We start from the raw sequence: 14,739 nt of genomic DNA, 5'->3' as shown, positions 1-14,739 counted from the left end.
TTTTTAAAAAAAATCCACATTTCGGACTCAAGCTATAATGACGCCACGGAAGCCGCCTGCCCGGCGGCATTGCATGGCATAAGAACCCGATCCCGAAATTCCTGAATGGACAAACACGACTACCGCGCGCCGCCGCCTGACGCCGGCATGGCTTCGGACGCGCCGCGCGCCGCGCACGCGTTGCCGCCCGTGCAGACCTGGTCGCGCTTGAGCCGGCAACTCGTTCCGCTAATTGGCGACAACGGTTTCGGCGCCTTGCTCGGCCGCACGCTGCGCCTGGTGGCGCCGGCCTGGCCATGGCTGAGCGTGGACGCGTCGCGCCAGACCGGCGCCGCGCTGCTGGCGGCGCTGGAAAGCGACCTGGCGCGTGCCGATGCGACCGCGGCAAGCGCCGCGCACGAGGTACTGATGGTCACCTTTACCCGTCAGCTCGGTGCCCTGATCGGGCCCGCGCTGACCGTGCGGCTGCTGGCGGAACACACGGTGGGCGACGACCGGCAACAGAATCAACAGGAGCACAAGTAATGAGCGAGAAAGTAACCTTGGGAAAACTCAGCACCGGCGTGCCGGGGCTGGACGTTCTCCTCGGGGGTGGACTGACCGAATTTTCGTTCACGCTGATCGCCGGCGCGCCCGGCAGCGGCAAGACCACGCTGGCCCACCAGATCATGTTCGCGCTCGCCCATCCCGACCGCCGCGCCCTGTTCTTCACGGTGCTGGGCGAACCGCCGCTCAAGATGCTGCGCTACCAGCAGCAGTTCTCGTTCTTCGACATGGACAAGGTCGGCACCAGTATCCGCTACGTCAACCTGGCCGACGATTTGCGCGCCGGCGATTTCAGCGGGGTGCTGGAGCGCATCATGCGCGAAGTCGAGGATTTCTCGCCGGGCCTGGTGTTCGTCGACTCCTTCCGCTCGGTGGTGCAGACCGCGCGCAGCGGCAACAAGGGCTTGTGGGACCTGCAGCACTTCATCCAGGAACTCGGCTCGCGCATGGCGATGTGGCAGGCCACCACCTTCCTGATCGGCGAATACACGCAGAGCGACGTCGAGGCCAATCCGATCATCACGGTAGCCGACGGCATGGTCTCGCTGTCGCACAACCTGCACGAGGACGTGGTGGTGCGCAAGATCCGGGTGATCAAGATGCGTGGCCAGGCCCACATGGCCGGCTCGCACACGATGCGCATCAGCGATGACGGCATCCGCATCTATCCGCGCCTTCTGGGAGCGGTGCAGGGCGCCTACAGCGCGATCGAGCGCGACCCGCACCGCATCCCGACGGGCGTGGCCGGCCTCGACGACCTGCTGCACGGCGGGCTGCCGCAGGGGCATACGCTGATGGCCACCGGCCCCACCGGCATCGGCAAGACCATCCTCGGCACCCACTTCCTGAGCGCCGGCGCCGCGCGCGGCGAGCACGGCATCGCGCTGTACTTCGAAAAGCACACGACGCGCCTGCACAATGCCGCGCTGATCGAGATGACGCGCGCCGGCAAGGTGACCGTGATCGAACCGCGTTCGCTGGCACTCAGCGTGGAAGAGCTGCTCGACGAGCTGACCGAGGCCATCGAGCGTACCGGCGCCACCCGGGTCGTGATCGATTCGCTGTCCGAGATCGGCCTCTACCTGGCGCCGGAATTCCGCCATGACCTGCGCCTGACCGTGTTCCGCACGCTGGCGCTGCTGGCCGGGCGCGGCGTGAGCGTGCTGGTCACGGCCGGCTTCGAGGACAACCAGCCCGACATGCGCTTCAGCTTCGACAACCTGTGCTTCCTGGCCGATGCGGTGCTGACCATGCGCTTTGCCGAAGTCGAAGGCCGGCTGTGCAAGTTCATGACCGTGGTGAAGGTACGCGGCAGCGCCCATAGCAGCGAACTGCGCGCCTACCGCATCACCGACGCCGGGATCGAGGTCGAGGACCGCGCCGTGGCCTACGACCGCATGCTGACCGGCTGGCCGACCCCGCGCCCGCCACGCAAATAAGGACGACGATGGGAACCTACCGGGAACAACAGGGCGCCTCCGAGCAGCGTTCCATCGACGAGACGGGACGCCAGTCCGCGGGCGCCCAGGATGCCTACTTGCTGCATCGCATCCGCGTCCTCGAGGACGAGCTGGCCGCAGCGCGCGAGCAGGCCCGGGTGCAGGCGCGCGAGCGTCAGGCGATGGAAGCAGGCGTCGCGCTGCTGCGCGAAGCCAACGAGCACCTGGTGCTGGCCACCTTCAACGCCGAACACCTGCGCGAGGATGCCGAAGCGGCCAACCGCCGCCAGAACGAATTCCTGGCGATGCTGGCGCATGAGCTGCGCAATCCGCTGTCGCCGATCAGCATGGCGGCCTCGCTGCTGGGCACCGTGCCGAACGCGACGCCCCAGCTGGCCAACCTGGCGCGCGTGATCGGGCGCCAGGTCGACCACATGGCGCGCCTGCTCGACGACCTCCTCGACGCGGCGCGCATCAGCAGCGGCAAGATCACGCTGTCGGTCCAGCCGCTGCCGCTGGCGGAACTGCTGCAGCACGCGGTCGAGACCATCCAGCCGCGCATCCAGGAACGGCGCCAGCAGCTGCAGCTGACCCTGGCGCCGGGCGCCGACGCCGCCGTGGTCGACGGCGACCGGGTGCGCCTGACCCAGGTGTTCACCAACCTGATCGGCAACGCCTCCAAGTACACCGGCGACGGCGGCACGCTGCGGGTGACGGCGTCGCTGGACGCCGGGCAGGCGCTGGTGGTGGTCGAGGACGACGGCATCGGCATGGCGCCCGAGGTGATCCCGCACATCTTCGATTTGTTCACCCAGGGTCCGCGTTCGCTGGCGCGCTCCGAGGGTGGCCTCGGCGTCGGCCTGAACGTGGTGCGCAACCTGCTCGCCATGCACGGCGCGACGGTGCGCGCCGATAGCGCCGGCCTGGGGCAGGGCAGCCGCTTCACGGTGCGCCTGCCGCGTTCCAGCGGCACGGTCGGCGCCCAGCCCCCGGCAAAGGCCGCGGCGCGCCCTACTGCGCTGAATATCCTGCTGATCGAGGACAACGTCGACGCCTGCGACATGCTGGCCGGTTTCCTGGCGTCCGAAGGCCACCAGGTGCGCTGCGCCTACGACGGCCATGCCGGCCTGGCGGCGGCACTGGATGGCGCCTGGGACGTGATCATCTGCGACGTCGGACTGCCCGGCATGGACGGGCTGGACCTGATGCGTGCGGTGCGGGCGGCGGAGGGCGGGACGCATCCGTTCGCGGTGGCCCTGTCGGGGTATGGGCAGGACGACGACCGCACGCGCGGGCTGGCGGCCGGGTTCGACCGTTACCTGGTGAAGCCGGTGGCGGCGGCGAATTTGCGGGATGTGATCGCCGAGCTGGAGGGGTCAGAGCCCGGTGTTGCTTTTTAGGGGCTCTGACCCCGGTGTTCAGCCGCGCAGTCTGCAGCCGGCGCCGGCTTCGAACCGGGGTCAGAGCCCAACCATCAAAACCGGGCTCTGACCCCTAGAGCAGCTTTGCCAAGCGCTCCACCGCCTGCTCGATCCGCTCATACTTGGCGGCATACGAAAACCGCACATGCCGCTTCGGTGCCGCGAAGCCGAAATCGTCGCCCGGCACGATCGCCACTTCGGCATCCTTGAGCACCGTCATCCCGAACGCCGTGCTGTCGCCGGCATCCGGGTGCGCCAGTCCACTGATATCCGCGTAGACATAAAAGGCACCATCCGGCAGCACCGGCACCTGGAAGCCGAGGCCGCGCAGTGCCGGCACCAGGAAGTCGCGGCGGCGCTGGAATTCCAGGCGGCGGCCCTCGAAGATCTCGATCGCTTCCGGCGTGAAGCAGGCCAGCGCCGCGTGCTGGGCGATGGTCGGGGCGCAGATGAACAGGTTCTGGGCCAGTTTCTCGACGGTCGGCACCAGCGCTTCCGGCACCACCAGCCAGCCGAGGCGCCAGCCGGTCATGCTGAAATACTTGGAGAAGCTGTTGACGGTGATGATGTCGTCGCCGAAGGCGAGGGCGCTGGTCGGGCGCTCGCCGTAGGAGAGGCCCTGGTAGATCTCGTCGACGATGGCGAAGCCGCCACGGGCGCGCACGCCGGCCAGCAGCGCTTCGGATTGCGCCGCCGTCATCGCGGTACCGGTCGGGTTCGAGGGCGAGGCGACGATCACGCCGCGCGTGCGCTCGTTCCAGTGGCGCTCGAGGTGGTCCGCGGTGAGCTGGTAGCGCGACTCCGGACCGGAGGGCACCAGCACCGGCTTGCCGCCGAAGCTGGTGACGAAATGGCGGTTGCAGGGGTAGCACGGGTCCGGCATCAGGACTTCGTCGCCGTTGTCGACCAGCGCGGCGCAGGCCAGCAGCAGGCCGGCCGAGGCGCCGGCGGTGATCACGATGCGGCGCGGATCGACGTCCTGGCCCCAATGGCCGGCGTACCAGCCGGAGATCGCTTCGCGCAGCGCCGGCAGGCCGAGCGATTCGGTGTACTGGGTGCTGCCGGCCTGGATCGCCGCCATCGCCGCGCGGGCCACCACGTCGGGGGCGGTGAAATCGGGCTCGCCGACGCTCATGCTGATGACGTCGCGGCCGGCGCGCGTCATCGCAGCCGCGGCCTTGACCATTTCCATCACGCGGAAGGGTTCGATGGCGTCGACGCGGCCGGCGACCTGCAGGGCGCGCGCAAGTTTGTTACCTGGATCGTTGGAAGACATGCTGTTCGGATGGCGCTGGGGCAAATGGCGCCATCTTAGCTCATACCGTCGCCAGCTGCTTGTCCACCAGCATGGCGGCGGCCCCCTGCGCCGGCAGCGGACGGCTGACGTAATAGCCCTGGATCTCGTCGCAATCGTATTTCTCCAGCTCGCGGATCTGTTCGACGTTTTCCACTCCCTCGGCCACCACCTTCAGGTTCAGGCTGTGCGCCAGCCGGATCACGGCCTTGGTGATGAGGGCGTCGTCGCTGTCGTGCGGCAGGTCGCGCACGAAGGTGCGGTCGATCTTCAGCGCGTCCAGCGGGAAGCGCTTCAGGTAGGCCAGGCTCGAATAGCCGGTGCCGAAATCGTCGACCGACAGGCGCATGCCGAGCGCCTTGATGCGCGACAGGGTCTCGACCGCCGCCTCAGGATTCGTCATCAGCATCGACTCGGTCAGCTCGAATTCGAGCAGCGTCGGTTCGACCCCGGCGCCGACCACGATGCGTTCGATCGCGCCGGCCAGGTCGTCCTGCTGCAGCTGGCGCGCCGACAGGTTGATCGCCACCGGCGCCAGCGGCAGGCCGTCGGCTTGCCAGGCCTTGAGCTGGCGGCAGACTTCGCCGATCACCCATTCGCCGACCGGCAGGATCAGGCCCGTGTCTTCCAGGATCGACACGAATTCGAGCGGCGGCACCAGCCCGCGCTGCGGGTGGTTCCAGCGCAGCAGCGCTTCGAAGCCGCTGACGGTCGCGCCGGCCAGGTCCAGCTTGGGCTGGTAATGCAGCATGAATTCGCCGCGCTCGAGTGCCCGCCGCAGCTGGGCCTCGGTCTGCAGGCGTAGTGCCGCGTTCTCGTGCATCGCCCGGGCGAAGAACTGGTAGGTGTTGCGGCCGTCGTTCTTGGCGCCGTACATCGCCGTGTCCGCGCTTTTCAGCAGGATCTCGGCGTTGTCGCCATGTTCCGGATAGCTGGCGATGCCGACGCTGGCCGAAACGAACAGCTGCTGGCCCTGCAGGTAGAAGGGCTGGCCCAGCGACTGGATGATCTCCGCGGCGAGCGCGGCCGTGTCGTCGTCACCGCTGACGTTCGGCAGCACCACCGCGAACTCGTCGCCGCCGAGGCGCGCCACCAGCTCGCCTGCGCGCGCGCAGGCCTGCAGGCGGGCGGCGGCCTGCACCAGCAGCTGGTCGCCGACGCCGTGGCCGAGCATGTCGTTGACGTTCTTGAAGCGGTCGAGGTCGATGAACATCACCGCCGCACGGCGCCCGTGCGCGGCGGCGCGCGCCAGCGCCTGTTCCAGGCCGAGCGCCAGGTGGCGCCGGTTCGGCAGGCTGGTGAGCGAATCGTACTGGGCCAGATAGGTCAGGCGGTTGCGCGCATCGCGGCGTTCGATGGCGGTGGCCAGGATGTTGCCGATCCCGCGCAGGAAGTTGGCGTCGTCGGGGCCGAAATTGCGCAGGCCGTCGTCGTACACGCCGATCAGGCCGAACGGGCTGTCGGCACTGCCGATGCAGGCGTCCAGGCCACGTTCCAGGCCATGCTGCTCGGCCAGCGGCGCCATCCAGGGGCGCAGGGACATGCTGGAAGGCTGCGGCAGCAGCGGACCGGCGGCGTCCACGCGCTGGCCGTGGGCGCCGGCCAGGCGGCCGGCGGCGGCGCGCAGCAGCACGCTGCCGTCGCTGCCGGCCTCGAACAGCGCGGCGCCGGGCGTGCCGAGGCCGCGCGCGGCGGCTTCGGCGGCTTCGGCAAACAGCTCGTCGAGGTCGTTGTCGGCCAGCGCCTTGCGCCCGAGTTCCGCGATCAGGGTCTGGCGCTTGGCGTTTTCCACGATCGCGCGCTCGAATTCCTTGCGCTCGGTGATGTCGATGTCGATACAGATATAGCGCTCGATGCGCTCGCCCTCGAACATCGGCACGATGGTGCGGCGCCACTGGCGCACGCCGTTGCGGCCGGCCAGCGCGACCTCACCGTTCCACACCTGCGGGCCCGGTTGCCAGGCATGGTCGGGATCGGCCGGCCGGCCGACCGCGCCCAGCGGCATCCCGACCAGCTCGGCGCGGGTGAAGCCGCTGTTGGCGACGAACAGCTCGTTGACTTCGGCGATGCGCCCGCCGATATCGACCTCGCACACGATCGCCGCCTGGTCCATCGCGCTCTTGTGCTGCATGAGGGAATTCATCAGCGCGTCGATGCGCTGGCCGAACTGGGCGCGCAGGCTGTCGGCGCTGCGGTTGACGGCCTGGATCGCTTCCTGGATCTCGCTCGGGGCGTCGGCATGCAGCGCGGCCGCGGCCGTGATGCGGCCGGCGGCGACGTCGTTTTCGAAGGAGCGCAGGCGCCCGAGGTTGTCGAGCCAGCGCCGCAGCAGTGTCCGCATCAGCGCCAGGCTGATCACGAACACGATCAGCGCCAGGGCCGAGGTTTCCGCCACCATGGTCCACATCTGGGCCGCCAGCTTGCGCTCGTCGAAGGACAGGCGCACCACGCCGTAATCCTTGCCGCCGACGTTGGCGACGCGGTTGACGTCGTACAGCTTTTCGGCGACCAGGTCGCGCATCCAGTCGGGGGCCGCGTGCGACGGCGGCAGCGGCGGCGCTTCGAGGCGGATGCTGCCGCCGGCGACGTCGAGGAAGGCGGCGCTCTTGAACGGCGACTGCACCAGCATCTTGCTGAGCGTGCGCCTGACGGTGTCGTAGTCGCCGATCACCGCGCTGTCCTCGATGGTCTGGGCCGCCACTTCGACCAGGGTCATGGCGCTGTCCTGGGTTTCCTCGATGTGCTGCAGGAACTGGTAGCGGTAGAACAGGGCCAGGCCGCCGGCCAGGAAGACCAGCATGGTCAGGCTGAAGACGGCGAAGATCCTCCCCATCAGGGAGCGTGGCAGCAGGTGCGGCAAGCGCGTCATCGGTCTCGGCTCAGCGCAGGTTGGCCGGGGCGTCCGCGTAGAACGCGCGGTAGCTGGCGTAGTCGGCGTCGCTGGCGGCGACGAAGGAAATCGGTTCCGGCGCATGCACCAGCTCGGAGCTGGCGGCCAGGATCTGGCGGCCTTCCGGGTCCAGGTGCATGGTCAGGAAGGCACGGGCGACGGCGCGCACCTCGTCGGCCGGCACGCGCGGGGACGCCATCAGCGCCAGCTCGTTGAACGGGGCCGAACTCCACAGCACGCGGAAGGCATTGCCTTCGCGCGCGCTCCAGTTGGCCACCAGCTGCGAGTTGGCGCCGACCGCCTTGACCTTGCCGGCCAGGAGCTGGGTGAAGGCGGCGTCGTGGTTGCCGGTGAATACGGGCGTCACCGGGATGTGCTTGCGCAGCAGCTGCGCGTAGGTGGTCTTGTAGGCGACCAGCGCTTCGGGGCCGGGGAAGGCGACGGCACTGCCGGCCAGGTCGCGGATGTCGCGGATCGGCGAATCGGCCGGCACCACCAGCTGGCCCTGCACCGGCGGCGCGTTGCGGCGGCCGAACACGGTCCAGCCCATCTTCTGGCGATCTGGGCTGAACAGGTGGTTGGTGAAGGCGAAGTCGACTTCGCGCGCCAGCACGTAGCTGGTGGTATCGGCCGAGGTGCGGCCCAGTTTCAGGTTCAGGTGCACGCCGCTGCGCGCGGACACGTAGCGGATGATCGGATTCCAGTAACTGGCCGAGACCTGCAGGTTCCACTGGTTGACGGGCGAAAAATTATAGGTGTGCGAACCGGCCGCCTGGGGCGGGGCGGCGCTGGCCGGGATGGCGGCGACCGTGCAGGCGATGCAGAGCAGGGCGCGGACCCGGCTGGCGTAATGGAAGATGGTCATGATCTGGTTGCGTAAGGCCGGGCCGGCACAGGCGTGGGCCGGATAAGAGGAACCAATATAGCATATTTCTACAATGCAATAAGTTTCGCCCTGGAGAAATTGACGAATTTATCGAAACCCCGGGCCTTGGCGACATCCATACAACACTTCCTGGCCCCGGAAACATATGAATAGGGCATGACCGGAAAGAACGGACGTGCTAAAGTCGCAGGCGATCCAGGACAACGACAAGACAGGGAGCAGGGATGGGGATCGATGACGGTGCCGGCGAGGCGGATAGCGACGGGTCAGGCACGGCCCTGCATTTCCTGGCGGCCCCGGGTGCGCTCGGAGGGCTGATCCTTCGTTTCGACTGGTCGGCCACGCCGCTCGGTCCGCTCGCATCCTGGCCGCAAAGCCTGCGCACCGCTGTCAGCCTGATCCTGAATGCGCGCCACCCGATGTGGATCGGCTGGGGACCGGAAGCCACCTTCCTGTACAACGACGCCTATATCGAGGTGCTCGGCGCCGCCAAGCACCCGTGGGCGCTGGGGCGCCCGGCGGCCGAGGTCTGGAGCGAGATCTGGGACGTGTGCGGCCCGCTGGCCGACAAGGTGTTTCAGCGCGCCGAATCGACCTTCGTCGACGCGGTGCAGTTGTTCATGCTGCGCGGCGATTTCCTCGAAGAGACCTGGTACTCGTTCTCGTACAGCCCGATCGTCGACGAGGCCGGCCGCGTCGGCGGCCTGTTCTGCCCCTCGTCCGAACTCAGCGCCAGCACCCTGAATGCGCGCCGCCTGTCCACGCTGTCGCGCCTGTCCGCGGATGCGCTGCGCCAGCAGACCGTGTTGGCGGCCGCCGCCACCGCGATTGCCACGCTGGCCGACAACCCGGCCGACCTGCCGTTCGCCCTGCTGTACCTGACCGATGCCGCCGACAACGAGGGAGCGGGGCCGGTGCGCCTGGCGCGGCTGGCGCAGGCGGCCGGCCTGGAGGCCGGGCTGGCCCCGGCGGCGGTCGCTTTCGAAGCCGGCGACGACCGTTTCGGCGTAGCGCAGGCGCTTGCGCTGGGGCGGCCGGTGCCGGTGGCGCTGGACGGGATCGAAGGCATCCCGCCGGGCCTGGCCGGGAAACCGGTGCGGCAGGCGCTGGCACTGCCGCTGGCGGCCCAGGGTGGAGCGGGCCCGCTCGGGGTGCTGGTGCTGGCGGTGAGCCCGGTGCGCCGGCTCGACGCCGACTACCGCAGCTTCTTCGACATGGTCGCGGCCCAGGTGACGGCGGCGCTGCAGAACGCCGGCGCCAGCGAGGCGCAGCGCCGGCGCGCCGACATGCTGGCCGAACTGGACCGCGCCAAGACCGATTTCTTCAGCAACGTCAGCCACGAGTTCCGCACCCCGCTCACGCTGATGCTGGGGCCGATCGAGGACGGCCTGGTGGACGCCGCCCAGCCGTTGCCGGCGCCCCAGCGCGCCCGCTTCGAACTGGTGCAGCGCAATGCGCTGCGCCTGGAAAAGCTGGTCAATACGCTGCTCGACTTCTCGCGCGTGCAGGCCGGGCGGATGGAAGCCGACGTGGTCGCCGTCGACCTGGCGGCCCTCACCGCCGACCTGGCGAGCGGTTTCCGCTCGGTGGTCGAAAGCGCCGGCCTGGCCTTCGAGGTGCGTTGCGCGCCCCTGGCGCCGCCGGCCCGCGTCGACGTCGCGATGTGGGAAAAGATCGTGCTCAACCTGGTCTCGAACGCCTTCAAGTTCACCTTCGAGGGCGGCATCCGGGTGACGCTGGAACAGCACGGCATGCAGGCGCGCCTGGTGGTGGCGGACAGCGGCATCGGCATCGAGGCGGCCCACCTGGACAAGGTGTTCGAACGCTTCCAGCGCGTCGCCGGCGCGCGTTCGCGGTCCTACGAAGGCTCAGGCATCGGGCTGGCGCTGGTGCGCGACCTGGTCGAGCTGCAGGGCGGCAGCATCGCCGTCGCCAGCACGCCGGGGCAGGGCACGGCATTTACCGTGACGCTGCCGCTGGCGCAGGATGCCCAGCCGGCGCCGCCGGAGGTGGCGCCGGCGGCGCCGAGTGCGCGCATGCTGGCCAGCTTCACGGGCGAGGCCGGGCGCTGGCTGCCGGACGCCCTGCAGGGCGCTGGCGGGCCGGCGGCGCCTGTTGCCGGCGCCGTGCCTTCGCTGCCGGCCGGGGTGGCGCCGGCGCGCGTGCTGGTCGCCGACGACAATGCCGACATGCGCGACTACCTGGCGCGCCTGCTAGGCCAGCACTGGCAGGTCCTGTTCGCGGCCACCGGCATCGAGGCGCTCGAGATCGCGCGCCGCGAACGTCCCGACGTCATCGTCTCGGACGTCATGATGCCGGACCTGGACGGCTTCGGCCTGATCGCGCGCCTGCGCGCCGACCCCGCCCTGGCCGAGACGCCGGTGCTGCTGGTGTCGGCGCGTGCCGGCGAGGAAGCCCGCATCGAAGGGCTGGAAGCGGGCGCCGACGATTACCTGGTCAAGCCCTTCGCCGCGCGCGAGCTGCTCACCCGCATCGATTCGCAGCTGATGCGGGCACGCATGCGTGCCATCGAGCGCGCCTCGGCCAGCCGCATGGCGGCGATCTTCCGCCAGGTGCCGGCCGCGATCGCGATCCTGCGCGGGCCCGAGCACGTGTACGAACTGGCGAACGACAGCTACCAGGCGCTGGTGGGACCGCGTCCGCTGGTTGGCTTGCCGGTGCGCGCTGCGCTGCCCGAGCTGGCCGGACAGGGCGACTTCGAACGGCTGGACCATGTGCACGCCAGCGGGGAACCGTACGTCGGCCGCTCGCAGCGCAGCGACCTGGTGCGTGACGGGGTGCTGCAGGAATGCTATTTCGACTTTGTCCACCAGCCGCTGCTCGACGCCGAAGGCAAGGTCGAGGCCATTGCGGTGGTCGCCTTCGAAGTCACGGAACTGGCGCGCGCACGGCGCGATGCCGAGGTGGCCAACGTCGCCAAGGACGAGTTCCTGGCGATGCTCGGCCACGAGCTGCGCAATCCGCTGTCGCCGATCCTGATCGCGCTCGAGCTGATCCGCATGCGCCGGCTGCCCGGCGCCGAGCGCGAACTGGCGATCATCGAACGCCAGGCCCAGCACCTGGTGCGCCTGGTCGACGACCTGCTGGACGTGGCACGCATCGCACGCGGCAAGCTGGAACTGCGGCTGGAACCGGTGGAACTGGCGCGCCTGGTGGCGCTGGCGGCCGAAGCCAGCGCGCCGCTGGTGGCCGAACGCTGCCACCAGCTGTCGATCGAGGTGCCGGCGCACGGCCTGCCGCTGAACGGCGATCCGGTCCGCCTGACCCAGGTCATCGCCAACCTGATCACCAATGCCGCCAAGTACACCAACAACGGCGGCCACATCCGGGTACAGGCGCGCGCCGAGGATGGCGAGGCGGTGCTGGCGGTGGAAGACGACGGCATCGGCATTGCCGCCGACATGCTGGCGCGCTTGTTCGACCGCTTCGTGCAGGAAAAGCAGGCGCTGGACCGTTCGCGCGGCGGACTCGGTCTGGGGCTGGCGATCGTCAAGGACATCGTGGCGCTGCATGGGGGCAGCGTGAGCGTGACCAGCGCCGGCGTCGGCCACGGCAGCCGGTTCGAGGTGCGCCTGCCGCTGGCCGAGCGGGACGTCGCCGTCGCCGCATCCGGCCTCGCGCCTCGGGCTGCGTCGTCGCCATCCCTCGGCTGCAGCGTGCTGCTGGTGGACGACAACCCCGATGTGCTGGAATCGACCGCTGCGCTGCTGCGCATGGCTGGCCATACGGTCACCACGCTGGCCGACCCGCAGGCGGCGCTGGCGCTGGGCGACCGTCTCGACGCGGCCGCCGCGGCGGGGCCGCAGGTGGCGCTGCTCGACATCGGCCTGCCCGGGCTGAACGGCTACGCGCTGGCGGCCGAACTGCGCCGCCGCGCGGCGTTCCGCGATACCGATTTCGTGGCGATCAGCGGCTACGGCCAGCCGGAAGACCGGGCGCGCTCGCAGGCGGCCGGGTTCGCGGCGCACCTGGTGAAGCCGCCTGCTTCCGGCGAGCTGGCGGTCCTGCTGGAGACGCTGATGCAGCGGCGGCTGGCGATGTCCGGTAACGAGTGACACGGACACGCAATCTGATCGTCATTCCCGCTTTAGCGGGAATGACGGCTTCGGGTCCAGTCTGCGCGATCAAGCTGGTGCACCGCCACGTCCTCGCCGCCCCAGTTCTGCAGCCCGGCATACCGCATCCCCAGCTTGTCCATCACCCGCGCCGAGCCCACATTGTCCGGATGCCGGATCGCGCACAGCAGCGGCACCCGCAGGCCCTCGAAGCCGTGCCGCACCAGTTCGCGCGCCGCCTCCGACGCCAGGCCCATGCCCCAGCGGTCGCGTCGCAGGCGCCAGCCGATTTCATGCGGGTTGGCCGGGTCGTGCCCGAGGTGCTGGATGCAGCCGGCGCCCACCAGTTCGCCGCTGTCGCGCTCGCTGCCGTCATGCTCGATCAGAGCCCACCAGCTGTAGCCCAGCGTGGCCCAGCGCGCCTTGACGCGGCCGATCGAGGCCAGGGTTTCCTCGGGCGTCTCGGGCCGTCCCAGCAGGTAGCGCTGGACCTCTGGATCGCGGTTCATGGCCTGCAGGCCGTCCAGGTGGCGCTCGTCGAAAGGCTCGAAGCGCAGGCGTTCGGTGGTCAGTATCGTCATCGTGGCGCTCCATGCATGAAAAAAGGCGCGTCCGCGGACGCGCCTTCGATCATAGCAAACGTTCAAGCTGTCATTGATGGGCGTGGTGGGCCGCGGTCAGGCGCTTCACCAGCGGCAGCACTGCCAGCGCGAGCACCGTGCAGGCCAGCGCACCGATCCCGAGCTTGTTGAACAGGCTGGTGTAGATCGGCAGGGTCTGCACCGGGTCGGTGACGTCGCTCGGCACGCTGGCCAGGTTGGCGACCACGCCGCCCAGGTATTGCGAGATGCCGACCGCAACATAATATGCACCCATCATGAAGCCGCCCATGCTCGCCGGCACGTAGCGTGCGATCATCGCCAGGCCCAGGCCCGACACCAGCAGTTCGCCCAGCGAGTACAGGCCGTAGCCGATGATCATGATCCAGGACGAGGTCAGGCCGTTCACGGCAAAGGCGCCGGCCACGCCGTAGGCGAAGAAGCCCAGGGCCACCGAGAAGAAGCCGAGCGCGAACTTGGCGGCGATCGACAGGTCCTTGCCCGAGCGGCCGGCGGCGGAATAGGCCCAGGCCAGCACCGGCGACAGCACCATGATCCAGATCGCGTTCAGGGCCTGGAACTGGGCCGGCGACCAGGTCCAGAGGTGGGCGCCGAACACGCTGAAGTCGAGGTCGACGTTACGCAGCGCGAACAGCGACAGCGAGGTCGACATCTGCTGGTAGAAGATGAAGAAGAACACGATCTGCGCGGTCAGCACCAGCGCCGCGGAGAGGCCGGCGCGCTCGCTCGGCGCGCTCTTGCGGATCAGGTGGATGAAGATGCCCAGCAGGACCACGCCGGCGGCGTACACGAAGGCGCGCGCCAGTGACTGGTATTCCAGGATCACGGCGGCCGCCGCGGCCAGCACCACGCCGCCGGCCAGCACCGCCAGCAGCTTGCCGGCGTCGACCGGGCGCTCGTCGGGTATGGACCCGATGTGGGCGATGGTGGCACGCATCAGCATCACGTTCAGCAGGCCGACCACCAGGCCGATCGCGCACACGGCGAAGGCCGCGTGCCAGCCGAGCTGGTTGCCGTAGGCGGCGTTCACGGCATCCTTGATCCAGGGCGTGGCCAGCATCGAGACGGTGGAACCGACGTTGACCGCCATGTAGTACAGGGTGAAGGCGCTGTCGATCTTGGAATCGTCGCCTTCGTAGATCTTGCGCACCAGGTTGCCAGCATTGGGCTTGAACAGGCCGTTGCCGACCACCACCACGCCGAGGGCGCCGAACATGAACCAGGTGTTCTCGGACGGTACCGCCATCAGCGCGTAGCCGAGCGCCAGGATCACGGCGCCGATGTAGGTGCTGCGGCGCGTGCCCAGCACCTTGTCGCCGATCCAGCCGCCGATCGCCGGCGCCACGTAGATCAGGGCGGCGGCGGCGCTCCACACCATGTTGGCGCGGCTGTCTTCGAAGCCGAGGCGCTGCACCATGTAGTAGACGATCAGCGCCTGCATGCCGTAGTAGCCGAAGCGTTCCCACAATTCGATCAGGGCGACGGTCAGGAAGGAGCGGGTCTGGGTGTAGGGGAGGGCGGGGGACAGCGGGGGGATTTCGTTTTTCATGGGACTCCAGGACGGTGG

Annotated in this window: 9 protein-coding genes; 4 read left to right on the top strand and 5 right to left on the bottom strand. The window is 69.1% G+C overall.

Translation table 11 applies throughout. The annotated features are described in order from the left end of the window. The first annotated feature begins 105 nt into the window (after positions 1-105). From U1H99_RS19795 to U1H99_RS19785, 3 genes are read left to right on the top strand one after another with little or no spacing between them, the layout of a single operon-like run. A complete protein-coding gene (locus U1H99_RS19795; protein WP_323143430.1) occupies positions 106-525 on the top strand; it encodes a hypothetical protein in 420 nt (139 codons plus the stop codon). After that, entirely contained in the window at positions 525-1,985 is a 1,461-nt protein-coding gene (locus U1H99_RS19790; RefSeq protein ID WP_323143429.1) for an ATPase domain-containing protein, read from the top strand. Before U1H99_RS19795 ends, U1H99_RS19790 begins: the two co-directional genes overlap by 1 nt. Positions 1,986-1,993: 8 nt before the next feature. Beyond that, positions 1,994-3,385, top strand: coding sequence for a hybrid sensor histidine kinase/response regulator (locus tag U1H99_RS19785; RefSeq protein ID WP_323143428.1), 1,392 nt, complete (start codon positions 1,994-1,996; stop codon positions 3,383-3,385). Between the two features lie 94 nt (positions 3,386-3,479). Here U1H99_RS19785 and U1H99_RS19780 read toward each other — a convergent pair whose 3' ends face one another. Genes U1H99_RS19780 through U1H99_RS19770 form a run of 3 tightly spaced genes read right to left on the bottom strand, consistent with a single transcriptional unit; the run spans position 3,480 to position 8,455 of the window. Next, the gene (locus U1H99_RS19780) at positions 3,480-4,682 is read right to left on the bottom strand and encodes a pyridoxal phosphate-dependent aminotransferase (RefSeq protein ID WP_323143427.1); all 1,203 of its coding nucleotides are present in this window, start codon (positions 4,680-4,682) and stop codon (positions 3,480-3,482) included. 40 nt (positions 4,683-4,722) lie between these two features. After that, on the bottom strand, positions 4,723-7,569 hold the full coding sequence (locus U1H99_RS19775) for an EAL domain-containing protein (protein WP_323143426.1): 2,847 nt from the start codon (positions 7,567-7,569) through the stop codon (positions 4,723-4,725). A 10-nt stretch (positions 7,570-7,579) separates the two neighbouring features. Beyond that, positions 7,580-8,455 carry a phosphate/phosphite/phosphonate ABC transporter substrate-binding protein gene (locus tag U1H99_RS19770; RefSeq protein ID WP_323143425.1) on the bottom strand — a complete coding sequence of 292 codons (876 nt, stop codon included), beginning with the start codon at positions 8,453-8,455 and terminating at the stop codon, positions 7,580-7,582. 245 nt (positions 8,456-8,700) lie between these two features. On the opposite strand from U1H99_RS19770, the gene U1H99_RS19765 reads away from it, so the two are divergent. Further along, the gene (locus U1H99_RS19765) at positions 8,701-12,552 is read left to right on the top strand and encodes an ATP-binding protein (RefSeq protein WP_323143424.1); all 3,852 of its coding nucleotides are present in this window, start codon (positions 8,701-8,703) and stop codon (positions 12,550-12,552) included. 32 nt (positions 12,553-12,584) lie between these two features. Here the strand turns inward: U1H99_RS19765 and U1H99_RS19760 are convergent, their stop codons facing one another. Together U1H99_RS19760 and U1H99_RS19755 are read right to left on the bottom strand one after the other, a co-directional pair. After that, positions 12,585-13,133: a GNAT family N-acetyltransferase gene (locus tag U1H99_RS19760; RefSeq protein ID WP_323143423.1), complete on the bottom strand. Its 549-nt coding sequence runs from the start codon at positions 13,131-13,133 to the stop codon at positions 12,585-12,587. Between the two features lie 70 nt (positions 13,134-13,203). Then, on the bottom strand, positions 13,204-14,721 hold the full coding sequence (locus U1H99_RS19755) for a peptide MFS transporter (RefSeq protein WP_323143422.1): 1,518 nt from the start codon (positions 14,719-14,721) through the stop codon (positions 13,204-13,206). Between the last annotated feature and the right edge of the window lie 18 nt (positions 14,722-14,739).

Source organism: Massilia phyllosphaerae (assembly GCF_034659755.1).
Lineage (GTDB): Bacteria > Pseudomonadota > Gammaproteobacteria > Burkholderiales > Burkholderiaceae_D > Telluria > Telluria phyllosphaerae.
The sequence above is the reverse complement of the archived record's forward strand: the minus strand, read 5'-3'. Positions and strand labels throughout refer to the sequence as shown.

What these genes read in the sequence shown, in the direction of transcription:
- U1H99_RS19795 (WP_323143430.1), top strand. Translation starts at nt 106, where the DNA reads ATGGACAAACACGACTACCGCGCGCCGCCGCCTGACGCCGGCATGGCT.
- U1H99_RS19790 (WP_323143429.1), top strand. Translation starts at nt 525, where the DNA reads ATGAGCGAGAAAGTAACCTTGGGAAAACTCAGCACCGGCGTGCCGGGG.
- U1H99_RS19785 (WP_323143428.1), top strand. Translation starts at nt 1,994, where the DNA reads ATGGGAACCTACCGGGAACAACAGGGCGCCTCCGAGCAGCGTTCCATC.
- U1H99_RS19780 (WP_323143427.1), bottom strand. Translation starts at nt 4,682, where the DNA reads ATGTCTTCCAACGATCCAGGTAACAAACTTGCGCGCGCCCTGCAGGTC.
- U1H99_RS19775 (WP_323143426.1), bottom strand. Translation starts at nt 7,569, where the DNA reads ATGACGCGCTTGCCGCACCTGCTGCCACGCTCCCTGATGGGGAGGATC.
- U1H99_RS19770 (WP_323143425.1), bottom strand. Translation starts at nt 8,455, where the DNA reads ATGACCATCTTCCATTACGCCAGCCGGGTCCGCGCCCTGCTCTGCATC.
- U1H99_RS19765 (WP_323143424.1), top strand. Translation starts at nt 8,701, where the DNA reads ATGGGGATCGATGACGGTGCCGGCGAGGCGGATAGCGACGGGTCAGGC.
- U1H99_RS19760 (WP_323143423.1), bottom strand. Translation starts at nt 13,133, where the DNA reads ATGACGATACTGACCACCGAACGCCTGCGCTTCGAGCCTTTCGACGAG.
- U1H99_RS19755 (WP_323143422.1), bottom strand. Translation starts at nt 14,721, where the DNA reads ATGAAAAACGAAATCCCCCCGCTGTCCCCCGCCCTCCCCTACACCCAG.